Here is a 24016-nt window from a genome sequence, read left to right on the forward strand (position 1 = left end):
CACCCGGAAAACGACACGCCATCCCCACAATCGCAATCGGCTCATCCACCACCCCACCACCCGACGACACCTCAACCAACCGCTCCGGCACACCGAGGATCAGTCCCAGCAGGTAGGTCGTGACCGCATCGACGTTCGGGTGGTCGAAGGCGAGCACGGTCGGCAGTCGGAGGCCGGTGCGCGCGGTCAGCCGGCTCCGCAGCCGTACCGCGTCCAGGGAGGTGAAACCGAGATCCTTGAAGGACCGTCGACCGGAGGCGTCCGCCACGCCGGTGAGTCCGACGACCTCCTCGGCGACGATGGCCCGCACGTACTCGCGCTGCTGTGCCTCTCCCATCTGTGCCAACCGGTCGCGTAGCGAGGCGACCAATGCGTCGTCGGGCGTCATTGCCGCCGCCGGCAGGTCGATCAGGGCCCGCAGTGGCGCGGGGACGGGGACGGTACCCAGCGTCGCCGGCCCGAGTCGCATCGCGACCGGCGTGACCGCCCCGGTCGTGCCGGCCGCGTCGAGCATGGCCAGCGCTTCGATCGTGCTGAGCGTGTCAGGACCACCGTCGGCGTCCCACGGACCGAGGCTGAGCGCGAGGCCGGGTAGTCCGTGCGCGGTGCGCTGTTCGGCGAGCGCGCAGGCGAAGGCCGCAGGCCCGGCCTCCGGCCCGCCGAGGACTCCGGTCGTGGAGGTGAGCAGGACGAAGGCGACCAGGTCCAGGTCCCGGGCGACCGCGTCGAGGGTGACGGTGCCGGCGGTGTCCAGTTCGGTGTGGAAGATCGTGCGGACGGGGTGCCGCTGCCGACCGACGAGTCTCCGGACGGCCGCCTGGTCACGTACCTCGCAGGCGCGCAGTTCCACCTCTGCGCCCAGGCCGGTCAGCTCGGCGGCCAGTCCGGCGGCCCGGGGGGCGGCGGTGCCGTGTCGGCTGGTCAGCAACAGACGCCGGGCACCGTGCGCGGTCACCAGATGGCGGGCCACCTCCGCGGCGACGGGCGACTCCGCGCCGGTGATCAGTACGGTCGCGGCCGGGTCGACGAACTGGACGGCGGCGGTGTCCAGCGGTGGGGTGACGCGGCAGAGCCTTGGCAGCAGCGTGATCCCGTCCCGGATGGCGAGCTGGGATTCGCCGGTGCCGACCGAGGTGGGCAGGGCGGCTGCGGACACGTCCCCCAGATCGAGGTCCACGATGGTGATCCGGTCGGGGTGGCGGGCCTGCGCCGTGCGGACGGCGCCCCAGACCGCCGCCTGGGACAGGTCGGTGAGTCGGTGGTCGCCGGTGGCGGTCAGTACGGCGCCGCGGGTCGCGACGACGAGGAGGGTGCCGGTCAGGTGTTCGTCGGCAAGCGCCGCGTCCAGCGTCTCGGTGATGGTGGCGGCGGCGGCCCCCGCCTCGTCGGCGAGCGAGCCGGCGGACCGCAAGCCACGGCCGGTGGAGAGCAGCAGCGCCTCCGGGGCGGCAGCCCCGTCGGCGACGGCACGGCGCAAGGCGTCGAGGTCACGGAACGTCTCGACCGTCACACCACCTGCGGTCAATACTGCGGCGAGCCCGAGCGGGTCCGCTCCGGCGACCGCCCACCCGTCGATCCGGGCCGCCACCGGCGGTACGGACGGCTGCGGTATCCAGTCCAGCCGGAACAGCGACTCGAAGTGTGCGCTGCTGGCGGCGCGCAGCCGGGCGGGCCGGTGCAGCAGGGCATGCCGGGTGATCTTGCCGGAGGCGGTACGCGGAATGCGGTCGATCTCGTACAGTTCCTCGGGCACCTTGAAGTAGGACAACCGGTCCCGGCACTGCGCGATGAGTTCCGCAGGGTCGAAGCCCTCGGGCCCGGGAACCAGGAACGCGACCGGCACTTCGCCCAGCACCTCGTGGGGCTTGCCGGCGACCGCCACGTCGGCGACGCCCGGCATCCGACGCAGTACCTCCTCGACCTCGCCGGGATGGATGTTCTCGCCGCCCCGGATGATGAGTTCCTTGATCCGGCCGGTGATGGTGAAGTACCCGGCGTCGTCGCGCCGGGCCAGGTCTCCGGTGCGGTACCAGCCGTCGCGCAGCGCCTCGGCGGTCGCCTCGGGCTGGTTGTGGTAGCCGACCATGACGCTGGGGCCCCGGACCCAGACCTCGCCTTCGTCACCAGCCGGCACGTCCACGCCGGTGGTCGGGTCCACGACCCGGACGCCCAGTCCCGGCACGGGCAGGCCGCAGGAGCCCTCGACCCGAGCGCCGGTCGGCCAGTTGATGGTGATCGACCCGCACGTCTCGGTGCTGCCGTAGGCGTCGATCAACGGCGCTCCGAAGGTCTCCTCGAACGACTGACGCAGCGCGGCCGTGGTGACGGCGCCTCCGACCAGACACATCCGCAGACTCGGGGCGCGGAATCCGGTGCGACGGCCGGCCTGCACAAGATGGTGGTAGACGGTCGGCACCCCCGCCAGGAAGGTCGAGTCCTCCTCACCGAGCACCCGCAGCACCTCCTCGGCGGAGTACCCGTCGAGGATGCGCGCGGTGGCGCCGACCGCGGTGACGCCGAGCACGCAGGCGATGTGCGACAGACTGTGGAACAGCGGCAGCGGCCAGAGCACCCGGTCCTCGGCGGTCAGCCCAGGGATCGGCACATAGCAGGCCGCCACGGACCAGAGGCAGTTCCGCTGGGTGGAGAGCACGCCCTTGGGCCGGCCCGTGGTGCCGGAGGTGTAGAGCATCCAGGCGATGTCGTCGAGCCCGAGGTCGTCGCGGGGCGGCAGGGCCGGGGTGGTGGTGGCCAGGGTGTCGTACGAGACGGCGCCGGGAATCGCGCCTTCCGGAGCCGTGACCACCACACGCAGGTCCGGGCGGGCCGCTCGGAGCGCCGCCAACATGCCCACGTGCGCCGGATCGGTGATGATCACCCGTGCCCCGCTGTCCTCGATGAGGTAGGCCAGCTCGGTCTCCGTCACCCGGGGGTTGATCGGTACGCCGATCGCGCTGGTGCGGGTGATCGCGAAGTAGCTCTCCACCAGTTCCACGCAGTTGCCGAGCAGCATGGCGGCGCGGTCGCCGCGCTGTAGCCGCATCTGGGCGAGGTGACCGGCGATGCGGCCGGTGCGTGCGTGGAGTTCGGCGTAGGACACCGACCGGCGGTCGTCCCGGAACGCGATCTTGTCGCCAAAGGTCTCAGCCTGCATCCGCAGCAGATCGTGCAGGGGCCGGATCAGTTCGGTGCGGAGCATGCCACCATCCTTGGCTCGACGGGGAACCACCGTGCTGCGCCGAAATCGCCGTACACCGACAGGCACGCGGCACGAGGCTCCCCGTCATTGTTGTGCCACCAGCGGCCGCCCCAACCCCTGCCGTACCCCCTATCTGGTCCCTGAAATCGAGGCACCTCAACAGCGCGATGGAATGCTTCGACCGATCGCCAATACGATGCACCGGGAACGCTTCGGGGCCTGCCGAGCCGCCCCTTTTCTCCGTTCTTCGCTTTCATTCTCGACCGCTCCGGAAAGGATCTGCGGTGACCCGCGACTGGTCCTTGTACTGCCTGCGCCGCGCGACGCCCGGTACGGCCGACCTGGCCGTGCCGGACGTCTCGGACCGGCTCCTCGCCTTCGCCGACGCGCTGCGCGCGGCCGACCCACGGGCACGCTGGCTGTTCCAGCGGCTCGACAACGGATCCCGGCCCTACCTCGGGGTCTGGACGGACTGCGACCCGGCCGCGGGGTCGGGGGCGGCGGCTTACGCGGCCCTCGCCGTCGACCCCGCCGCTGCGGAGGTGCCCGAGCGCTATCTGCCACCGATCGCCCGCTACCCGGACGGACCCGGTCGCGAACTGGCCGAACTGCTGGCCATGGCCTCCAGCGAACTGATCGCCGAGACACCGGTTCCGGCCGCCCTGCCCGTCGTGGTGCTGCACCTACGTGAACTGGTGGAGTTGCTGCCGGCCGCAGACCGGCCTGGCTTCCTCTTCACCTGCTGGCAGGAGTGGTCGAGCGAACTGGGACCACGCCGTCGGGTGGAACTGGCGGTGGAATCCGACTACCAGGCGGAGCTGCTCGGCACGGCCATCCTGGATCCGGCGCTCGCCGGCGAGCGTGGCCCGGCCTGGGCGGGCTATCTCGACACGCTGCGGCACGTCGCCGGCGCGGCGCACGCCGATCCGCAGACTCCCCTGGGTTACCTGTTGTTCGACCACGCACACCTGACACACAACCGGCTCGGCGTCACACCGGACCTGGAGGCGATGGCCGCCCGGTTGCTGCGCGCCGTGCTGCGGAACGGCTCGGGCGCGCTCGCGACTGCGCACCACAGCCGGCAACAGCTGCTCGATGCGGGCCGCGGCGGCACCTCATGATCACCGCTCCGCCCCACGCCGTGATCGACGTTCCGCTCGGCGAGCGGGCCTACCAGGTGATCGTCGGAGCCCGCGTACGCGAGTTGCTTCCCGCGCTGTTGGCCGGGCTCGGCGCCGGTCGGGTGGCGATCGTGTCCGCCCGTCCCCCCGAGTGGGATCCACCCACCGGCCTGCCCACGTTGCGGCTGCCCGCTCAGGACGGAGAGCGGCACAAGACCCTGGCCACGGTGGAGCGGTTGGGTCAGGCCTTCGCCGAGTTCGGCCTGACCCGCGGGGACGCGGTGGTCTCCTGCGGCGGTGGGACCACGACGGACACCGTCGGCCTGGCCGCCGCGCTCTACCACCGTGGTGTGCCGGTGATCCACCTGCCCACGACGCTGCTGGCCCAGGTGGACGCGAGCGTCGGTGGCAAGACCGGGGTCAACCTACCGGCCGGCAAGAACCTGGTCGGCGTCTACTGGCAGCCGCGGGCCGTGCTCTGCGACACCGACTTCCTCGGCACGCTGCCGGAGCGGGAGCGGATCAACGGGTACGGCGAGATCGCGCGGTGCCACTTCATCGGCGGTGGGGACCTGCGCGATCTCCCACTGGTGGACCAGATCGTGGCGAGCGTGACGCTGAAGGCGTCCGTCGTGGCCGCCGACGAGCGCGACGCGGGTCTGCGCCACGTGCTCAACTACGGCCACACGTTGGGCCACGCGCTGGAGCGCGCCACCGGGTACGCGCTGCGACACGGCGAGGCGGTGGCGATCGGTACGGTCTTCGCCGGCCGGCTGGCCGCGGCGCTGGGCCGTATCGGCGAGGATCGTGCTGCCGAGCACCTCGACGTGGTCCGTGGGTACGGTCTGCCGACCCGCCTTCCCGACGGGGTCGACGCGACCGGTCTGGTCACCCTGATGCGGCGGGACAAGAAGGCCACCGACGGGCTCACGTTCGTCTTGGACGGCCCGTCCGGCGCCGAGTTGGTGACCGACGTGCCGGAGGCCGTGGTCCTCGCCGTCCTCGCCGAGCTCGTCTGACCCGAAGGCGCGCGAGCGGGCCGGCGGTCTGTGGAGGATCCGCAGACCGCCGGCCCGTTCGCTCTCAGACGGCCACCGTGGCCGTCAGGATCGTGATCAGCTCGTCCGGTGAGCCGGCAGCCAGATCGGGGCCGGCAGCGAGCAGGCGTTGGGCGTCGCACTCACCCCACAACGCGGCGATCGAGGTCACCCCGGCCGCCCGGGCGCTGGCCAGATCGGTGACCGCGTCCCCTACCATCACGGCTTCCTCGGCGCGCACGCCCATCAGGTCCAGGGCACGTCGCACGATGTCGGGGGCCGGCTTGGGCCGGGCCACCTCATCGGATCCGATGACATGATCGAAGAGGTCCAGCACGCCCAGGTTGTCCAGCAGTGAACGGGCCCGGGGGCCGCTCTTACCGGTGGCCACGGACATCCGCAGCCCTCGGCGACGCAGATCGGCGAGCATGTCCGGTATACCGTCGAACATGGTGACCCGCCCGGCGAGCCGGTAGCTCTCCCGGACGAACGGCCCCTCCATGGCCAACGGGAGATCCATGATCCGCATGATGTCCGGGAAGTAGCGCCCCAGGTGCTGCTCGTACTCCTCGAACGGGGCCGGGCCGGGCCCGACCACCTCGGCGTAGGCGACGGAGAAGGCCTCTCGCATGACCGCGAAGCTGTCGACCAGTACGCCGTCGAGGTCGAAGACCACCGCGCGGAGCGGATGTTCTCGCGGTGTGGCCGTGGGCATGATGACGGTTGGCACGTGCATGACGTTGTCTCCTTCGATTGACCAGGCCCGGGGGTCGTGTCCCCGGGGAGGCCTCAGCCGCGGCGCGCCGGTGTGGCGGTGCGTCGCGTCCGGGCGGACTCGTAGAGCCGGCTGATCAGGGCGATGGTCCGGTGTGCCTCGGTGACGGAGCGGCCGCGGGTGGCGGGCTCGGCGAGCAGCGCGGGCAACTCGTCGAGCTGCCGGTCGTACTCCGAGCCGACCGGCTCCGGAGGTACCTCGGCGACGACGACTTCGCCGTCGCGCAGGAGGGTCAGGACGGGGCTCGGTAAGCGGTTGGGACTGAAGCCGAACGTGCAGCGCAGGTGGACGGTACCGGCGCTGCCCTCGACTCGGATGGATGTGACGTCGCAGGGTTCGTGGGAGGCCCAGCTCGCCCGCAGCGACACCGCCGTGCCGGCCGGCGTCACGAGGAAGCTGCGCACCGTGTCCTCAACGTCGATCGGTGCCGCGTCGGCGGACGGCGGTGCGTCCTCGTGGTGCCGCCACGCCGCCGCGGCGTCGGAGGCGTGGACGAAGTCGTCGCTGGTGGTCGCCACGGCCTGCTCGAACTCGACCTCCCCGAGTATCGGGCCGACGATGTCGAGCAGGTGCCACCCGAGGTCCATCAGGGCCCCGCCCCCGGCGAGGCGACGCTGGGTGAACCAACCGCCGCCGTCCGGCACGCCGCGCGCCCGCACCCAGGCCAGGTCGATGTGGCGTATCGGGCCGACGGTCCCGGCCAGTTCGTAGAGGCGTCGCACGTCCGCCCGGCAGCGGGCGGCGCTGCCCGCCACCAGGACGCCCTGACCGTTCGACTCGGCCTCGGTCAGCCGGTCCGCCTCGGCCGCGCTGAGGCAGACCGGCTTCTCCACGAAGACCGAGACGTCGCGCCGCAGCAGGCGGGTGGCGACCTCGCTGTGCAGGTGGTTGGGGACGGCCACGACGGCGAAGTCCACCCGTTCGCGGTTCAGCTCCTCGACGGTGGCGAGCACCGGGACGCCGGCGCTCGCGGCGGCGGCTGCCGCATCCGGCCGAGGCGCGGGGTCGACCGCCGCGACCAGGTCGAAGGCGGGGTGGCGACGCAGGCGGGGCAGCCAGATCGCGCTGCCCGCCCAGCCGAGTCCGATCACCGCCGCCCGCACCGGGCCGGGCCGGTCGTCCATCACGCTCCGACCAGCACGTCGCGGACGATCTCCGCGATCCGCTCCATCTGCACCTCGTCGGCGAGCAACGTGCGGTGATGCAGCCAGATTGCGTCCCGGGTCAGCTCCTCGGTGACCGGGCAACGCTCGGCCAACTGCGTCTCGGTCAGGTGGGGCGCGCCGGCCTCCCAGAAGCCGTTGGACCGGTAGATCGCCCGGAACGCGGCGAAGGCGGGCAACCCGCGTGCGATCAGCTCGTCCACCAGGCGGTTGCGCCGCTCCTCCGTGCAGCCCGGGATGCGGAACATCGCCATGTAGTGCGGGTTTCGATCGCACCGGTCGTCCCGGCCCTGCGGCACCACGCCGGGGATCTCGGCCAGCAGCCGGGCCAACACCGGCCAGCGACGTTCCCGGGTGTCGATCTGCTCGCCGAGGCGTGCGAGCTGAGCCCGCAGCACGCTGGCGGTGAACTCGTTCATCCGGAAGTTCGACCCGGAGGTCTGGTGGAAGTAGAGGCGGTCGGTCGGGGGTCGGCCACAGCTGTGCCGGAGGAAGCCGTCCTGGTACGACTCGTCGTCGGGGAAGAGCACGGCACCGCCCTCACCTGCGGTCATCAGCTTGCCGTTCTGGAAGCTGAACGCGGCGATCGAGTCGAGTTCGCCCATTCGCCGGCCGTTCCAGCGCGCGCCGTGGGCGTGCGCCGCGTCCTGGAGGATCGCCACTGACGCGTCGGCCGCGAGCTTGTTCAGGGCGTCCATGTCCGCGACCTGACCGGCCATGTGCACGGGCATGATCACCTTCGTACGGGAGGAGATCGCCTCCGCCGCGGCTGCCACGTCGATGCAGTAGGTCTCCGGGTCGACGTCGACCGGAATCACCGTCGCACCGAGACGTTGGGCGGCCTGCGACGATGAGATGAAGGTGAACGCCGGGACGATGACCTCGGTCCCCGGACCGACACCGAGCACCTCCAGGGCGAGTTCCAGCGCGTGCGTACCGTTGGTGACGGCCAGCGCCCGCGGCGCCCCGTGGTACGCGGCGAACTCCTCCTCGAACGTCCTGACCTCGCTCCCGGTGATGCGCCACCACTGTCCCTGTTCGAGCGCCCGGATCAGCCCCGCCCGTTCCTCGTCGCCGAATTGCGGCCAGGCCGGGAATTCCGGACCGCCGGAAGGTGAACCACTCATGATGGACCGTCCTATTCCGGAGTCGTTCATACGGAGGGCGGCGCCGATTCACTGACGCCGCCGGAATACCGCGACCGTACGTCAGCGCCGACGGCGGGAGCCTCCCCTAATCGCCCCCCTACCGAACCCGAAGCATTCCGGCCGGCAGCAATTCACCGCTACCAGCTGCTATAAAAGCCTCAGTCAACCGAGCGGCCGAGGGGACAACCATGGAATTGCTGCTGCTGAATGGGCCGAATCTCGGTATCCTCGGCCGACGCGAGCCGGAGATATACGGCACGGACACGCTCGCCGACATCGAGGAGGCCGTGCAGGCCGAGGTCGTCGACAGAGGATGGAAGGTCGTCTCCCGGCAGCACGATTCCGAGGGCGACCTCATCAGCACCATCCAGGGCGCGTACCACACGGTGGGCGCGATCGTGAATCCCGGCGCGTTGATGATCGCCGGCTGGTCGCTGCGGGACGCGCTGGCGAGCTACCCCCGCCCCTGGGTGGAGGTGCACCTGTCGAACGTCTGGGCGCGTGAGTCCTTCCGGCACGAATCCGTCATCGCCCCGCTGGCCAGCGGCGTCGTCGTCGGGCTGGGCGCGCTCGGCTACCGCCTGGCAGCCCGTGCCCTGACCGAACTCGTGGCGTGAGCGGCGAGGGTGTTCCGGATGAGCGCGACGACCGCAGCGGCGTGATCGACGAGAAAGAAGTGGCCGCCGGGGAAGGTCCGCAGTTCGCAGGGCCCAGTCGTGTGCTGGGCCCAGGCGGCCGCGTCGGCGGTGCTGGTCACCGGGTCGGCGTCCCCGGTGAGGACGGTGAGCGGACTGCGTAGTCGCCCGCCCGACGCGCACTGGTAGGTCTCCACAGCCCGGTAGTCGCCCCGTACCGCAGGCAGGATCACCGCCAGCATCTCCGGGTCGTCCAGCGCCCGCTCGTCCGTACCGCGCATCCGACGCATCTCTCCGATCAGGCCGGCGTCGTCCAGCAGGTGCACCTGCTCCCCGGCACGGCGCAGCGATGGCGCCCGTCGACCGGAGACGAACAGATGCACGGGTCCGCCGCCCGGTTGCGCCTCCATCCGCAGGCCCAACTCGTACGCGACGAGCGCGCCCATGCTGTGTCCGAAGATCGCCACCGGGCGGTCGTCTGCAGGTGGAAGGGCCGGCAGGATCGCGTCGGCGAGTTCGGAGATGCTGCCCGGCACCGGCTCCCGCCGCCGCTCCTGCCGACCCGGGTACTGGATGCTCAACACCTCCACGTCAGGCGACAGCGCGGTGGCGAGAGGCAGATAGAAGGGGGCGGATCCACCCGCGTGCGGCAGCGCGACGAGCCGAGGCGCATCCGGGGCTGCGGGGCGGAAGCGGCGTACCCACAGATTGTCCATCATGTCTCCCTGCGGCTCCCGAACACGGCGTCGAAGGCCGACGATATGAGCCCCACGGGAGCCCGACCACCCCTGCCCGCCCCCTCAATCGGCCCGTACCCGGCCGCCTGTCTGCGTCGGCCGACCTCGACGTCAACCGACAAGGGCCTGTTTCATGAGGGCGGTCGAGCCGAGGCGGAGTCCAGCCGATGGCCGACCGTGGCGTGCGACTGTACGGCGAGCCGGGTGCCGGTCGAGTCGCCGGCCCGGTGCTCGGCTGCGGCCCGGGCGGCGAGTGCCCGGCCTTCGAGCAGCCGATAGCCGCACTGCCGCGCGATGGACAGCGCTGCGTGGCACCAGGCGAGTGCGGCGGGCTCGTCGAGGTCGGCGAGGCTGACGATGATGTCGGCCTCGATGTAGCGGTCCGCGGACGCGCGTGCGTACGTCAACGCGTCCAGCAGGATGCCGACGTTCCGGTCCACGACGCCCAGGACGTGCAGTGCGAGCGCTTCGAGTCGGGGCTCGGCCGGCTCGCGCGCCATGTCGAGTGCCTGACGGGCGAGCGAGGTGGCGCGGGCATCGTCACCGCGTGCGTGGTGCACCCGGGCCAGTGCGCACAGGGTGCTGGCGCGGCCTCGACTGCCCGTCTGCTCGTGCAGCTCAAGCGCGGTCGTCAACGTCCGCACCGCATCGTCGAAGCGGCCGAGGAGGTGATAGACCGAGCCCAGGTTGCTCAGGATCAGCGCGCGGCTGCCCACCGCCTTGTTCCGCTGTGCCAGGGCGAGCGCCGCGTGGTGGTGGTCGGCGGCTTCGCCGAGTCGGCCGAGGTCGGCGCAGACCAATCCGAGGTTGTTGTGGTTGACGGCGACGCCTGCCGAACGGCCGCTGCTCTCGTTCAGCTCCAACGCCTGTCGCACGACCCGCAGCGCTTCGTGTGGCTGGCCGGTCATCCGGTAGACCGGGCCCAGGTTGCCCAACGCTGCCGCCTGCCCTTCGCGCCATCCCGACCGGTTCGCCGACCGCAGCGCCAGGCGGTACTCGTCGATCGCCTCGGAGAACCGTTCCAGTCGCCAGTACAGGGCCGCCAGGCTCAGTCGGGCTGCCGCCTCGGCCTGGTCGTGGCGGGCGGCCCGAGCGGCGGAGAGACCGAGGCGGGCGACCTCGGACCATTGGGCGGTGTGCATTCCCAGCCACAGGTATCCGCGTAACGCGTCCGCCAGTGACCAGGCCAGCGTGTGCAGTTCCTGACGCGTCGCGTGTCGGGTCGCGGCGACGAGGTTGTGCCGTTCCGCGTCGAGCCAGGCGAGAGCGTCGACGTGGCTGGTGAACCGCAGGTGCCCACGCGCGGGGACAGCTGACTGCACGGGTACGCGCAGCACCTGCGGATACAACCGGTCGGCTGCGGCGTACACGCTGAACAGGTACCAGGAGAGCAGGTCGTCCAGGGTCCGTTGGTTGTCGTCGAGGCTCGCGAGCTCGGCGACGTACCGGCCGAGCAGGTCGTGGGTGCCGAAGCGGCCCGCCGTCCGCTCCTGCACCAGATGGGCGTCGGCCAGGCGGGAGAGCAGTTCGGCCGCCTCCGCGGTTCCACATCCCAGCATCACGGCGGCCGACTCCGCTGTCACCTCGGCACCGGGCACCAGGCCGAACAGTCGGAAGAGTCGCCGGAGTCGCGGTGACAGGGTCCGGTAGGAGGCAGCGAACGCCGATCGGACCGCGATCTGCTCGTCCTCGCGGACGGTCAGCATGGTCAGCGGGTCGCCGGCGCGCAGCCGGGCCAGGTAGTCGCTGATCGTCTCGTGCCGGCGGGTTTGCAGGTCCGCCGCGGCGATGCGCAGTGCCAGCGGCAGATGGGCGCAGTCCCGAGCCAGTTCGGCGAGCGTGGCCTCCTGCCCGCTGACGCGGTCCTCGCCGATGACGCGGGCCAGCAGCTCGGTGGCCTCCGAGGGTGCGAGCACGTCCAACGACAACCGTTGCGCGTCGTGTCGGGTGGCCAGCCCACCGAGGTGGCTCCGGCTGGTCACGATCACCAGGCAGCCGGCGCCGCCGGGCAGCAGCGGCTGGACGTGGGCCGTGTCCCGGGCGTTGTCGAGCAGGAACAACATCTGTCTGTCGGCGACCACGCTGCGGTAGAGATTCGCCGCCTCGTCGACGTCGTCCGGCACCTGGGTGGGCGGCACACCGAGCGCGCGAAGGCAGCGTGACAAGGCGTCCAGCGGTGCCAGCGGCGCCCCGGGTGAGTGTCCGCCCAGGTCGAGAAAGAGCTGGCCGCCGTCGAACTGGGACCGGACCCGGTGTGCCCACCGGATCGCCAGGGCCGTCTTGCCGACCCCGGCGGTGCCGATGATCGCGACGACCGCCAGGGCGCCGCTCGCGCGCGCCCGCTCCAGCATCGCGTCCAGTTCGGTGAGCGCGTCGACGCGACCGGTGAATGTCGACAGGCCGGCGGGCAGTTGGGCCGGGCGCGGGCTCGGGCCGGTGTTGACGACGGCGGGCGCGGGCCGGCTCGGCGGGAACTGCTGCCGCAGCACCTGTCTGTGGGTCTCCGCGAGCCGCGCTCCGGGCTCGACGCCCAATTCGTGGGCGAGTCGGCGACGGATCCGCTCGAACACCCGTAGCGCCTCGGCCTGATGGCCCGATCCGGCCAGGGCCGTCATCAATCGCACGACGAGGCCCTCGTGCCAGGGGTTCGCGGCCGTCAACCTGCGCAACGGCGCCACCGCCTCCGCGTGCCGGCCGAGTGCGAACTCGGCGTCGAACAGGTCCTCGGACGCGGCCAGCTGTTTGTCGTGCAGGCTGGCGGCGGCCCCCGGCACGAACGCGGCGGACGCGCCCGCGAGCGCCGGGCCGCGCCACAACGCCAGCGCCTGTCGCAGCAGGGTGGTCGCCGGCTCGTGCTCGCCCGCGTCGGTGTGGCGGCGAGCATCCGCGACGAGACCGGAGAAGACCGTCGTGTCCAGGTCGGCGTCATGGAGGTCGAGACGGTACCCGCCGGATCCCGAGAAGATCATTTCGGGTAGGTCCGCGGTACGGGTCAGGTGCCGTAATCGGGAGACGCAGACCTGGACCTGCGCGCGTGCCCGTGCGGGCGGCGCCCCGCCCCACAGCGCTTCGGCCACCTGTTCGGCCGACACCAGCACGTTCGCGTTGAGCAGCAGATAGGCCAGCACGGCGCGCTGCTGGGGCCGCCCCAACGGCACCGGCTCCCCGCGCACCACGGCCTCGACCGGACCGAGCAGGCGCCATCTCATTGGTCCCCCACCTCAGCGCATCCATCGCATTCTATTCGCCGCCACCTGGGCGGCTATCGGACGGCTAGCCGATGGCAAGGCGGCCCGCGCAGCCTCAGAGATGACCGGGCGAACGACCCGGATCGATATCGCGAAGGAGCTTCAATGGGAGGAAGAATCCGCGCCGCCGTGGTCGCCGCAACCGTGCTCGGCCTGCTCGTCGCAGCAGCCGGCATGGCACAGGCCGACTCGGCGTCGCAGCCCGCGTTGCGGGACGCCCGGGCCGCCGCGACAGCCTCGGACGGGCTCGGCACCGCTGCGAAGGGTGGCATCGGCATCGCCGCGACCTGGTTCACCGGCACGGTCGCAGTCGGCGGCACGCAGGGGTGGACCTGGAACAACGCCCCCGCCGACGCCGCCTACGTGGTCGGCTACAACCCGGCCGGCGCCACCACCTCGACCATGTGCCAGTTCGAGACGATCAGCAGCCAGTACGTCCAACTGTGGGGCGGGCAACGGCAGTTCCAGTTCACGCTCAAGAACGTCGGCTCGATCGCCTGTGGCGCGACGGTGCAGCTCGCCGCGGTGAGCAGCTCGGCCTACGCCTCCACCGGCGGCGTCAGCCCGGGCGGCACCCAGACGCACCTGTGGAACATCCCCTGGCACACCAACTGGGTGGTGGGGCTCAACCCGAGTGGCGCCACCAGCTCGGCGGCCTGCCAGTTCCGGGTGACCCGCACCTGGTTCGTGCAGCCGGGTGCGGCGGGTGCGCTCCGTCAGTTCTGGGTGGAGGTCAAAAACGTGGGCTCCATCGCCTGCCAGACCGATATCCGACTCGGCTCCACCGCCGTCTCGTACAGCTTCAACATCGCCTCCATGGCGTCCGGCGCGACGTGGTCCACGACCTGGACCAACGCGAACCCCGTCACCTCGGCCTATCTGGTCGGCGCGTCACCTCAGGGCAGCTACCCCATCACCTGCCAGTTCGAGGTCACCCGCATGATCTACCGCCAGCGCATCAACACCAACGGAACGTCCGAACGCCAGATCACGATCTCGTTCAAGAACCTCGGCGGGACCACCTGCGGAGGACTCGCCGAACTACAGACCCTCGCGGCCTGATCCCGTACCGCTCCCGCGACCGTCGGGCGACAACCACCGTTGTCGCCCCACGGCCGGGCGCGGTCACCGCACGGTGGGAGCGGATCCGATCGTCGTCACACCGCCCAAGGTGTCCTAGGAAGTCATCCTGATCGTGGTAGACGCCGAGCGCCCGTCACGTACCCTGGCCCCTCGCCGACGTCTGTATGTGGGCACCGAACCGGCGCCACAGCTTCGGGCGTCCCGGCGTGTCGGCGCGTGGCACGGTGCGGTCAGGCCGCGCCTGCCAGCAGCAGGGCCAGCACCTGCCCGAGCAGGTTGTTGGTGACGTGTACCGCGACGGCGGGCCAGATGGAGCCGCTGCGGCGGAACACTTCGGCGGCGACCAGGCCGACGACCAGTGCGGTCACGAAGACGAGGTTCAGGCCGTGCATCAGCGCGAAGATCAATGAACTGCCGACGACGCCGACGACCGCGCCGTAGCGCAGCAGTGCCGTGGTGACGATCCCGCGGAACAGGAACTCCTCGCCGATGGGCGTCAGGACGGCCAGAAACAGCAACGACAGGATCAGCGTGAGGATCCCGTCGCCGGCCGCGTCGAGATACGGCTGCTGGACGTTCTCGGACGGACTGGTGAGGTAGTAGACCGCGGCGGCGACGATCCGGGAGACGACCAGGGCGACCAGGCCACCCGCTACCCCGAGCAGGAGCCAGCGGCCGGTCGTCGGACGGACACCGAGGTCGCTCCAGTTCGTGGAGCGGATGCGCGCGGCGGCGGCGAACGCGATGAGACCGGCGACACCCGAGAGGGCGGCCAGAATGAGGCCGGACGTGACCGGGCTGAGCGCATCGGCCGCTCCGGTCCGGTCGAGGGTGATGGGGAGGCCGTAGCCGACCAGCGCCATCACGGCCAGCCCGACGAGGATCTCCGGCCATCCGGGCCTCTTCGTCTTCACCGACGCGTCAACGGCCATCGCGAGAACCTCCACTGTGTACTCCGAATCGGGCCGAGGCAGATAGTTGCCCTTGTTGTCCTATCCCAAACCGAACGATTCGGACCTTGCTGAGCGCGCTGTCCACCAGCGGACTGCGGGCGGGGCCGTCCGGCGGCCATGGTGGACAGTAGGCTTCGATTCAGGGCGATCGGTCGTGAACTTCGGCCCACTCGCGGGCGTAGTAGGCAGCGGATTCCATGACGAGGAGGGTCGCTGTGCAGGTGACGTCTGGCGCCGACGCCATCCGTCGGATCGGCGACCTCGCCGTGTCCCTGGCCAGGCGTCTCGTTGCCCGCTACCGCCGGCTCGACGTGCGGCTGCGTCGGGCGGTCGCGATCACCGGAGTGCTCGCCATGCTCGGGGTCTCCGCCGTGGCGTCCAGCATCGGCACCGCGACCGCCGAACCGGCCGTTCTGGTCGGCAAGGACGTACCAGCCGACCAGGCGACGGCGATCGTCGCGGCGGCACTGTCGTGTCCCGCGCTCACCCCGGCGCGTCTCGCCGGCCAGGTGATGGCCGCCTCGGGTTTCGAGGTCAACCAGCGCTCCGCCGCCGGCGGTGCCGGTGTGGCCGCCCTCACCGAGGCGACGTGGCAGCGGTGGGCACCGTGGCCGCAGGCGCCCCGGCTGGACGCCGCCGCGAACATCCTGGCGCTCGCCCGGCACATGTGTGACCTGGTCGGCCAGGTAAGGCACGCCGGTGTCAGCGGTGAACCGTGGCGGTTGGCGCTGGCGGCGTACCACTCCGGCACCGACGCGGTCCGCGCGGCCGGCGGGGTACCGACGTCCGCCGAGGACTATGTCGCGACGGTCGCCGCCTACGCCGAGGGCTATGCCGGCCGGTCGGACCTGGCCGTGACCGTCGAGCCGACTCCGCCGCCGCGTCCGGTCGAGGCCGCACCGACGCCGGGCACCACGCCCCGGCCGGTCCCCGGCGCCTACCTCGACCTGGTGCTCGCTGCCGGGAAGGTGTGCGCGACCGTGACCCCGGCCCGGGTGGCGGCACAGCTGATGGCGTCGTCCGGCTTCAATCCCAACCTGCTCGGCCCCAACGGCGGACAGGGCATCGCGCAGTTCCTGCCGGCCATCTGGGCCCGGTACGCCGCACCGTCGGCCTCGCCGTGGGATCCGACCGTGGCGATTCCGACTCTGGGGCGGGCGATGTGCAGCCTCTCCGGTGAGCTGGCCGGGCTCGGGACCGACCCGTATCCGATCGCCCTGGCCGCCTACCAGTGGGGCACGACCGTGGTGCAGCAGGCCGGTGGGGTACCGGACGCGGCCGGGCTGCGCGATTTCACCGGCATGGTGCTGGCGTACGCCGAGCACTATGCGCGGGACCCACGGCTCGGTGCGCCCCCGGCCGCGCCGACCACCGGCCCGAGGTCGGGTAGCCCGTCGGCACCGCCACTCGCCGAGGCTCCCCCACCGGCCCCGCCGGCACCACCGACTCCGGCTCTGCCGACCCCGGGCCGGGCGACGCCGGCGCGCACGACGCCACCTCCGGCGACGACCGCACCACCCAGCTACCCCGGACGACCCATGATCGGCTGGGAGGACCGGTGCATCGAGGTGCCCGGGGCCAGGTCGGTGGATGGTGCCCAGTTGCAGATGGCGCGCTGTGTCTCCGGGAACGTCGGCCAGAAGTGGTCGTTCAGCAAGGGCACGATGATGGCGCTCGGCAAGTGCATGGATCTGGCCTGGGCGGGAACGACCGACGGTACGGCCATTCAGCTCGCCGACTGCAACGGTGGCTGGGCTCAACAGTTCCGGCTGACCAGTGCGGGCGACATCGTCAACCCGCACACCGACAAGTGCGTCGACATCCGGGACTGGGGCACCCGCCTGCAGTTGTGGACCTGCTCGGGTACGGCCAATCAGAAGTGGCGTCGGGGCTGAGGCTCAGCCGGTCGGCGTGGGGGTGACGGGGTCCAGGCGGGCCGAGACGACCGGGCCGCCGTCCGTCCGGGCGACGGTGAAGAAGGTCAGCTCGGCGAGGGTGGCGTCGAGTTCGCCGCTGACCTCCTGCGCGCCGGGCCGGCCGTCCCACTCGACCACCTCGTGGGTCTGTCCGTCGCGGGTGACCCCGAAGAGTCGGTAGCGGATGCCGCTCTCCAGCCCGACGACGCTGGCGACGATCGTCGACCGGCCCTCGGTCTCGGCGATGGAGACCGACAGGCGTGCCGAGCCGCCTCCCACGCCTTCGGCGGTCGCGACGCCGACCGGCGTGACCACCGTCGGCTCACCGGTGAGCCGGGGCAGACCGACGGCCAGGCCGCCGACGAGGACGACGGTCGCGGCCAGTGCGCCGGCAGCAAGCCGTAGCCGGCGGGAGAACCGACGCCGGGGGTCTCCCGGTCGGACGCCCTGAGGTCCGGTCGGAGCCGTCCGCCTCGGCGTGCCGGCGGAGGTCGGTCGGGTGCCGGGCTGGTCCTCGACCTCGCCGGACCCGGCTGTCGGTGCCACGGCGGATCCGGCCGCGTGGGTGGTGTGCGCGGGCGCGGCCACGGAGCCGGGCTCGGCGTGCGGGTCGAGGTCGGACGGCTCGTCGTCGAACTGCGCCAGGGCCAGCGCGAGGGGCCCTACCCGGTCGCACTCGTCGAGGCACTCCGTGCAGCCGGCGAGGTGCACCTCGAAAGCGGCCTCGGCCGCCGGGTCCAACGCGCCGGCCAGGTAGAGGGCGCAGGTCTGCCGCGCTGCTGCGTGGTCGTTGTCGAGGTCAGTCATCGGGCAGGTCCGGATCGGCGCGGTGCTGCGGCGGATGGCACATGTCATACCCCGTCCGTCGGCCCGACGATGGCGCGCAGTGCCCGCAGCCCGTAGTGGGCGCGGGACTTGACCGTACCCTCGGGGATGTCGAGCCGGGCGGCGATCTCGGCGGTGGACCGTCCGTGGAAGTACAGGTCGATCAACACCGTACGCTGCTCCGGCTTGAGCCTCGGCAGGGCGTCGTGGACGGTGTGCACGGCGACGATCTCCTCGACGTGGTCGGTCGTGGTCGGCATCCGGGAGACGTCGACGGCACCGACCTCGGTCGGGCGGGCCTGTCGGGCCCGCGCCGCGTCGATCGCGATCCGCCGGGCCACGGTGAACAGCCAGCGGCGCTGGGTCTCCGGGTCCGACGACAGGTGGTCGATGTTGCGCCAGGCCCGAACCATCGTCTCCTGCAACAGGTCCTCGGCGATGTGTCGGGCCCCGAGCGAGAGCCTGAGCAGGAAGCGGAACAGAGGTTCGGAGTGGGTCTCGTAGATCAGGCTCATCCGGGATTCGGCACCGGGTGTCGGTGTCTCGTCCGGTGTGGCGCAGGCGTCTGCACCGGCCCCGCTCGACACCGTCGCCACCGACCCGCCTTTCCTGTCCGGCCACCGTCGGTGCCGGGGCGGGGCCCACTTCTCGGCCCTGCCTGGCTTCGTGTACCGACGGTGCGGGCGAAAGCATACGGGCGTCACTTCACGATCCGGTACCGACTCGCGCATGGTCGCCGATGTCACATGTGGACAGTCGTTCGGGCCCGGACGTCGTCGACTCGCAGCGTCCGCAGGTCGTCGACGCTGGGGGCGGTGACCGAGCGGAGCCGGCGCGCCTGCCGGGTGACCACCTCGTCGAGCAGTTGCCGGGCGTACCGGCCGTTGCCGAACGTACGGCCGGTCTCCACCTGCTCGAAGTGGCTGCGTAGGGCCGTCAACGTGTCTCCCGGGCATTCGTACCCGCTGGCCCGGGCCAGTCCCTCGAAGATCGCGACGAGTTCGTCCGGCGAGTAGTCGTCGAAGTGGATCCGGCGGGTGAACCGGGACTGCAGGCCGGCGTTGGCGGCCAGGAAGGCGGCCATCTCCGTCTCGTAGCCGGCGGCGATCACCACCACCTCGTCACGGTGGTCCTCCATGAGCTTGACCAGGGTGTCGATCGCCTCCCGTCCGAAGTCGTTGCGGGCGTCCAGCGGCGCGAGGGTGTACGCCTCGTCGATGAACAGGACGCCACCGCGAGCCCGTTCGAACGCCTCTTTGGTCCGGTGCGCGGTGTGGCCGACGTACTCACCGACCAGGTCGGCGCGGGCGACCTCGACCAGTTGCCCGGCCGTCAGCACACCGAGCGCGTGGAGCAGCCGGCCGTAGAGGCGGGCGACGGTGGTCTTGCCGGTGCCGGGCGGGCCGGAGAAGACCAGGTGCCGCGAGACCGACGGGGCGGGTAGTCCGGCGCGGACCCGTTGGCGGATGTTGGCCAGCAGGTCGATCAGCTCGGCCACCTCACGCTTCACCCCGGCAAGTCCGATCATGTTGCCGAGTTCGCCGAGCAGCATGTCCAGTTCGGAGAGTCGGGGCGTACCCGGGCTGCCTTCGGCTTCGGGCGCGACACCGAGGTCCTGGGGCAGCAGTTGCGCCAGTTCCACTCCGGAGGAGGCACCGGCCTCGGAGAGCCGGTAGGCCTGCCGGCCGATCATGTCCTCGAACACCTTGCGGGCGACCCGGGCGTTGCCGAACGACTCGCCGCGCGGCATCGCCCGGAACCATCCGGCCAGCGCCAGGCGGGTGTCGTACTCCAGCGAGTAGTGGTGGGTGCTGCACAGCCGCTCGACGATGGTGACCAGCTCGTCGTCGGTGTAGCTGTCGAACTCGACCGTGCGGGAGAAGCGGGACGCCAGCCCCGGGTTCGAGTCGAGGAAGGCCCGCATCTGCGGGGAGTATCCGGCGACGATCACCACCACCTCGTCGCGGTGGTCCTCCATGAGCTTGACCAGGGTGTCGATCGCCTCCCGTCCGAAGTCGTGACCGCCGCCGCCGTCGACCGGCGCCAGCGTGTACGCCTCGTCGAGGAACAGCACGCCGCCGATCGCTTCGGTGAACCGTTGCGTGGTCTTCACCGCCGTGCCGCCGACGTGCTCGGCGACCAGGTCGGCGCGGGACACCTCGACCAGTTGTCCGCCGGGCAGCACCTGGAGTGCGGCCAGGATCTGGCCGTATAGGCGGGCCACTGTGGTCTTGCCGGTTCCGGGGGCGCCGGCGAAGACCATGTGCCGGGACATCGGCGGCATCGGCAGGCCGGCGGCGCTGCGCCGTCGCGCCACCCGGTGCAGTCCGACCATCGTCGCCACCTCGCGTTTGACTGCGGCGAGTCCGACCAGGGCGTCGAGTTCCGCCAGCAGCGGGGTGGCCGGGTCGTCGCCCGGCCGGTCCGGTCCGTCCGCGGCGACGGGCGGTGCCGGGCTGCCGGGCGGTGCCGGTGCCGGGCGGGCCGCCGGTGCCGGGGCCTCGTCCGACCGGCCACCGTCCGCCGGCACGGATCCCGTCGCGGGTACGGTCCGGCGTACCTGCTGGCCGGCGTTGCCACGGACGGTCGTGCCGTCCATCGGCACCGGCTCCAGGGTCTCCACCACCACGCCGTCGCCGGTGTTGTCGAAGACCTCGCACCGGTCGAGTCGTCCCCCGGACCGGCTGGCGAACCGTATGCCGTGGCCGGTGCAGCCGTGCACCCGGGTCTGCACGAGACGCAGCCGTGCGCCGGCACCGACGTCGGCACCCGATCCGCCGGTCTGCGCGACGTCGCAGGAGGTGGCGGTGACCGATCCGTCGTCGGCGACGAGCAGCCCGACGCCGCCGCCACGGATCCGGCAGTCGGTCAGGGTCAGCGCGCTGTCGGCGGCCACCCGGACCGCGGCCGTGCCGCCGGTGACCGTGCCGCCCTGAACGGTGCCACGGCCGCCGTCGACGGACTCGATGCCGTAGCCGGTGCAGTCGCGGACGGTTGCGTCGGTCAGCACCGGGTCCGCACCGGCGCGCACCAGGAAGCCGGTCCGGCCACCGTCGACGGTCACTCCGGTGAACGTGCCGCCGACCGCACCGTCGAGCAGCACCGCGATCCCGGTGCCGCCGCCGATCCGGCCGCCCTCGACCCGGGGCGTGGCCTGTCCGGTGACGGCGAACGCGGCGGCCCCGGTCGCGCCGATCTGGCAGTCGACAAGTGTGCCGGTGGTGGTGCCCAGCACGATCACGCCGTGGCCGGTGGTGCCGGTGACGGTGCACCGACGGGCGGTCGGATCGGCGTCCCCGGAGACGACGATGCCGTGGCCGCCGAGGTCGCGGAACTCGCAGTCGTCGAGTACCGGTCGACCGCCGGTGGTGATCAGCCCGGAGCCGGGGCTGTCGTGCACGACGCTGCGTTCGACGCGTACCGTCCCGTCGTGCTCGACCGCGACGGCCGGGCCGTCGACCGCGCTGATGTCGCAGCCGTCAACCAGGCCCCGACCGGCGCGGGTGGACAGCACCCCGGCACCCCGCACGTCGGTGACCGTGCAGCGGCGGAAGACCGGGTCGGCACCGCCTGCGATCACGACGGCCGCCGCCGCCACGTTGCGCACGGTGGTGTCGGTGACCGTACCGGCCGCACCGCCGTCGATCAGGAAGCCGGCGCCGCCCGGGTTGCTGACCAGGCAGTCGCTCAGTTCGAGGCGGCCGGCGGCGGCGTGCACGCCGACCACCGCGTCGGCGTGCACCTCGCACTGGGCCATGCGCAGGGTGCCGGTGGCGACCTGGACCGCCGGGAACGCCTCGTCGCCGCCGGTGAGGACCAGCCCGCGCAGCGCCACGGTGCCACCGGACTGGAAGACCGCCGGGCCGCCCACGCCGTGCACGGTGACCGACCCCCGGCCGTCCTCGGCGACCAGGGTCACGTCGCCGGTGAGCCGTAACCGTTCCTGGTAGATGCCGGGCTGCACGACGACGGTGACACCCGGACGGGCCAGGGCGAGTGCCTCGGAGATGGTCGGCAGGCAGTCCGGATCGGTCTGGGAGACCGACAGCACACTCTGGCTCACGGTCGGGTACCTCCACGTTCGGGGTCGGATGCCGGGCCGGTGGCCTCGGATGGCTCGGGGACGAGACGCCGGCCGTCGTCGTGCAGGCCGGGGGCGAACCGCAGCAGCCGGCTGGTCCCGTGGGGGTCGGTGGCGTCGGACGGTGGCGGGACGTGCTGTTCCTGCGCCTGGCGTAGTCGGTCGCGCATCCGGCCGACGGTGCGGGCTGGTTGCGGCCCGGCGCCGGCCAGGTCGCCGAGCAGTACCCGGGGCGGCCGGCCGGGGGTGTCGGCGGGGTCGACCGCGAGGACGACGAAGCGGCTGCCGGGCGGGAAGAGGGCACCCGATCCGAACCGGTCGACGCGGCGGGCGGTGGCCGACCAGATCGCGAACTCCACGGTCGCCGCCGAGGTAGGCCGCCGGACCAGGTCCACGTCGACGAAGGCGGGCTCCACCAGTTCGTCGCCGGGCTGGTAGCGGTCGAGTATCGGGCTCGGAACCTCCCCGTGCGCGTGTACCGGTCCCAGGACGGTGGGCAGCCGGCGCAGTCCGTGCCGGGCCCCACGGGCGAGCAGCAACAGCTCCGGGACGCCATCCGGGCCGCCGCGCAGGGCGTCGTTGATCCGGTCGCGCTCGGATCCGCCGTACGCGCAGAGTGCCACCAGGGCGGCGACCACGTCGGCGGCGGCGCCGGCGGCCCGGAGTCCCGGCTCCTCGGCCAGCACCCGGGTCACCATCCGGGCGTACCCGTCGTAGCGGCCGTCGAGCACCTGTCGGAGTCGGGTCCGGTCGTCCGGGCCCCACCTGTCGTCGAGCCGGCGCGCGACGGCGCGGGACGGGGCCGGTCCGGGCGGCGCCTCGGGGTGCGTGTGGTCCGGGCCGGTGGGCCCGGGCCGCGGCGTGGGCGACCCGGACTCCCCTGGCACCACGGGTGGCGCGCCAGCGGTCCGTCCGCCGGACGTCACCACCGGCGGGACCGGCGGCGGACCGTGGACAGGTGCCGGGCCGGTCGGGCTCGGCCTCGGGCTCGGGCTCGGGCTCGGGCTCGCGGGGACCGTGACCGGGATGTCGGTGGCGAGTCGGGCGGGGTCGACCGCCGTCGGCACCCGCCACCGGTCCCCGTCGCGCAGTTCGATGATCGTGGCAGGGTCGAGGGCCACCGGCATCGGTTCGTCGCTCGCCGCAGGACCGTCCGGATCCGGGTCGACGGAGAGCGTGGCACCGATCTCCTGTGGACGTGGTGTGGTGGGACCGTTGCGGGGCGGCCAGCGGTGGAACGTCGTCGTGGTCGTCAGTGTTCCGTCGTCGGCCGCGGTGACCGTGCCGGTGCAGACCAGGATCGGTTCACCGAGGGCGGCGGCCAGCCCGCCGAAGATCAGTCCGGCGGCGGCCGGCCCGGTCGGTGTCGTGCCGGTGACGACCAGCACGACCGGACGGGGGTCGTCGTCCCGAACGGTCGTGAGCAGGGTGGCCAGGGTCGCCGGTGGCACCGGCCGACCGGCGATCCGGAACCCGGTCGCGCCGACCTCGATCTGCACCACGAATCCCGCCGCTGCGCTCCCAGTGGCAGGTGACCCGGCGACGGGTGAGCCGGTGTCCAGCAACGACCACCCGGTGGCGGTGCGTACGCCCGGCGGCACGGCGCGGGTGGGCGGTGTCGGGGCGGGCCAGTCCTGGCCTGTTCCGGCCGGGCGGCCGGGTGGGTAGACCCGCCACTCGTACGGGCCGGTCCACCCGGTCTGGTCCCCGGGCAGCGGGTCCCGTGGGATCGTCACCGCCTGGCCGATCCGCTCCGCCAGCCCACGTGCGGCCCGGTCGACGACAGAACGGTCGGCGTACTCGCCGAGCGGCAGCAGCCGGATCCCGTCGGCGCTGCCGCCCAACTCCGCCCCGAGCACCCGGGACAGCACCACGAAGAACTGCGGCAGGGCGGTGACCTGTGGCGTACTGACCACCGTGATCTGGTCGGCCTCGGCGGGCAGCGAGCCGACGAGGCGTACCACGGGATCGGGGTCCTCGGCTGCGGTGCGCAGCAGCAGCGCGTCGCCGACCGACTCGGTCAGCACCCCTCCCACCGCCGCCCTCGTCGAGGCCATCCGTGGTTCTCCCTTCCACCCGGTCGCGGGCGTACCGG

Annotated in this window: 16 protein-coding genes; 5 read left to right on the forward strand and 11 right to left on the reverse strand. The window is 72.1% G+C overall.

What is annotated here, in order from left to right:
- Positions 1-3199 (reverse strand): AMP-binding protein (locus ACIBO1_RS23900; RefSeq protein ID WP_396750163.1); only part of this gene is annotated, 3199 nt, incomplete at its 3' end.
- Positions 3200-3483: 284 nt separating this feature from the next.
- Between ACIBO1_RS23900 and ACIBO1_RS23905 the strand changes: the two genes are divergently transcribed.
- Both ACIBO1_RS23905 and ACIBO1_RS23910 read left to right on the forward strand, forming a co-directional pair.
- On the forward strand, positions 3484-4320 hold the full coding sequence (locus ACIBO1_RS23905; protein WP_396750165.1) for a lantibiotic dehydratase C-terminal domain-containing protein: 837 nt from the start codon (positions 3484-3486) through the stop codon (positions 4318-4320).
- Complete coding sequence (locus ACIBO1_RS23910; protein ID WP_396750167.1) at positions 4317-5339, forward strand: 3-dehydroquinate synthase family protein; 1023 nt, start codon at positions 4317-4319, stop codon at positions 5337-5339. The genes ACIBO1_RS23905 and ACIBO1_RS23910 overlap by 4 nt, the downstream gene beginning before the upstream one ends.
- A gap of 64 nt (positions 5340-5403) precedes the next feature.
- Here the strand turns inward: ACIBO1_RS23910 and ACIBO1_RS23915 are convergent, their stop codons facing one another.
- From ACIBO1_RS23915 to ACIBO1_RS23925, 3 genes are read right to left on the reverse strand one after another with little or no spacing between them, the layout of a single operon-like run.
- Positions 5404-6093: an HAD-IA family hydrolase gene (locus ACIBO1_RS23915; protein ID WP_396750169.1), complete on the reverse strand. Its 690-nt coding sequence runs from the start codon at positions 6091-6093 to the stop codon at positions 5404-5406.
- Positions 6094-6146: 53 nt separating this feature from the next.
- Entirely contained in the window at positions 6147-7256 is a 1110-nt protein-coding gene (locus ACIBO1_RS23920; RefSeq protein ID WP_396750171.1) for a Gfo/Idh/MocA family protein, read from the reverse strand.
- Positions 7256-8422 (reverse strand): DegT/DnrJ/EryC1/StrS family aminotransferase, encoded by a 1167-nt coding sequence (locus tag ACIBO1_RS23925; protein ID WP_396750173.1) that lies wholly within the window; start codon positions 8420-8422, stop codon positions 7256-7258. The genes ACIBO1_RS23920 and ACIBO1_RS23925 overlap by 1 nt, the downstream gene beginning before the upstream one ends.
- 209 nt (positions 8423-8631) lie before the next feature.
- Here ACIBO1_RS23925 and ACIBO1_RS23930 point away from each other — a divergent pair, with 209 nt between their 5' ends.
- Positions 8632-9060, forward strand: a complete 429-nt coding sequence (locus tag ACIBO1_RS23930; protein ID WP_396750175.1) for a type II 3-dehydroquinate dehydratase — start codon at positions 8632-8634, stop codon at positions 9058-9060.
- Here ACIBO1_RS23930 and ACIBO1_RS23935 read toward each other — a convergent pair.
- The gene (locus tag ACIBO1_RS23935) at positions 9018-9797 is read right to left on the reverse strand and encodes a thioesterase II family protein (RefSeq protein ID WP_396750177.1); all 780 of its coding nucleotides are present in this window, start codon (positions 9795-9797) and stop codon (positions 9018-9020) included. The two genes, ACIBO1_RS23930 and ACIBO1_RS23935, sit on opposite strands and share 43 nt — an antisense overlap.
- A 149-nt stretch (positions 9798-9946) precedes the next feature.
- Positions 9947-13024, reverse strand: a complete 3078-nt coding sequence (locus ACIBO1_RS23940; protein ID WP_396750179.1) for a BTAD domain-containing putative transcriptional regulator — start codon at positions 13022-13024, stop codon at positions 9947-9949.
- A gap of 144 nt (positions 13025-13168) precedes the next feature.
- On the opposite strand from ACIBO1_RS23940, the gene ACIBO1_RS23945 reads away from it, so the two are divergent.
- A complete protein-coding gene (locus ACIBO1_RS23945) occupies positions 13169-14125 on the forward strand; it encodes a hypothetical protein (RefSeq protein ID WP_396750181.1) in 957 nt (318 codons plus the stop codon).
- 251 nt (positions 14126-14376) lie between these two features.
- On the opposite strand, the gene ACIBO1_RS23950 is transcribed toward ACIBO1_RS23945, so the two are convergent.
- Positions 14377-15078, reverse strand: a complete 702-nt coding sequence (locus ACIBO1_RS23950; protein WP_396750183.1) for a lysostaphin resistance A-like protein — start codon at positions 15076-15078, stop codon at positions 14377-14379.
- Between the two features lie 236 nt (positions 15079-15314).
- Between ACIBO1_RS23950 and ACIBO1_RS23955 the strand changes: the two genes are divergently transcribed.
- A complete protein-coding gene (locus ACIBO1_RS23955) occupies positions 15315-16994 on the forward strand; it encodes a ricin-type beta-trefoil lectin domain protein (protein WP_396750185.1) in 1680 nt (559 codons plus the stop codon).
- A 3-nt stretch (positions 16995-16997) separates the two neighbouring features.
- On the opposite strand, the gene ACIBO1_RS23960 is transcribed toward ACIBO1_RS23955, so the two are convergent.
- From ACIBO1_RS23960 to ACIBO1_RS23975, 4 genes are all read right to left on the reverse strand, one after another.
- Positions 16998-17822, reverse strand: coding sequence for a zf-HC2 domain-containing protein (locus ACIBO1_RS23960; protein ID WP_396750187.1), 825 nt, complete (start codon positions 17820-17822; stop codon positions 16998-17000).
- A gap of 44 nt (positions 17823-17866) precedes the next feature.
- The gene (locus tag ACIBO1_RS23965) at positions 17867-18436 is read right to left on the reverse strand and encodes a sigma-70 family RNA polymerase sigma factor (RefSeq protein WP_396750189.1); all 570 of its coding nucleotides are present in this window, start codon (positions 18434-18436) and stop codon (positions 17867-17869) included.
- 146 nt (positions 18437-18582) lie between these two features.
- Positions 18583-21903 carry a right-handed parallel beta-helix repeat-containing protein gene (locus ACIBO1_RS23970; protein ID WP_396750191.1) on the reverse strand — a complete coding sequence of 1107 codons (3321 nt, stop codon included), beginning with the start codon at positions 21901-21903 and terminating at the stop codon, positions 18583-18585.
- Positions 21900-23978, reverse strand: coding sequence for a hypothetical protein (locus ACIBO1_RS23975; protein ID WP_396750193.1), 2079 nt, complete (start codon positions 23976-23978; stop codon positions 21900-21902). The genes ACIBO1_RS23970 and ACIBO1_RS23975 overlap by 4 nt, the downstream gene beginning before the upstream one ends.
- Positions 23979-24016 lie beyond the last annotated feature (38 nt).

The organism is Micromonospora sp. NPDC049903, from assembly GCF_044460945.1.
In the GTDB taxonomy this organism is placed as follows: Bacteria; Actinomycetota; Actinomycetes; order Mycobacteriales; family Micromonosporaceae; genus Micromonospora.

Bases quoted from the DNA above. Each gene is read 5' to 3' on its own strand.
- ACIBO1_RS23910 (WP_396750167.1), top strand. From the start codon at position 4,317: ATGATCACCGCTCCGCCCCACGCCGTGATCGACGTTCCGCTCGGCGAG.
- ACIBO1_RS23915 (WP_396750169.1), bottom strand. From the start codon at position 6,093: ATGCACGTGCCAACCGTCATCATGCCCACGGCCACACCGCGAGAACAT.
- ACIBO1_RS23920 (WP_396750171.1), bottom strand. From the start codon at position 7,256: ATGGACGACCGGCCCGGCCCGGTGCGGGCGGCGGTGATCGGACTCGGC.
- ACIBO1_RS23925 (WP_396750173.1), bottom strand. From the start codon at position 8,422: ATGAGTGGTTCACCTTCCGGCGGTCCGGAATTCCCGGCCTGGCCGCAA.
- ACIBO1_RS23930 (WP_396750175.1), top strand. From the start codon at position 8,632: ATGGAATTGCTGCTGCTGAATGGGCCGAATCTCGGTATCCTCGGCCGA.
- ACIBO1_RS23935 (WP_396750177.1), bottom strand. From the start codon at position 9,797: ATGATGGACAATCTGTGGGTACGCCGCTTCCGCCCCGCAGCCCCGGAT.
- ACIBO1_RS23940 (WP_396750179.1), bottom strand. From the start codon at position 13,024: ATGAGATGGCGCCTGCTCGGTCCGGTCGAGGCCGTGGTGCGCGGGGAG.
- ACIBO1_RS23945 (WP_396750181.1), top strand. From the start codon at position 13,169: ATGGGAGGAAGAATCCGCGCCGCCGTGGTCGCCGCAACCGTGCTCGGC.
- ACIBO1_RS23950 (WP_396750183.1), bottom strand. From the start codon at position 15,078: ATGGCCGTTGACGCGTCGGTGAAGACGAAGAGGCCCGGATGGCCGGAG.
- ACIBO1_RS23960 (WP_396750187.1), bottom strand. From the start codon at position 17,822: ATGACTGACCTCGACAACGACCACGCAGCAGCGCGGCAGACCTGCGCC.
- ACIBO1_RS23975 (WP_396750193.1), bottom strand. From the start codon at position 23,978: ATGGCCTCGACGAGGGCGGCGGTGGGAGGGGTGCTGACCGAGTCGGTC.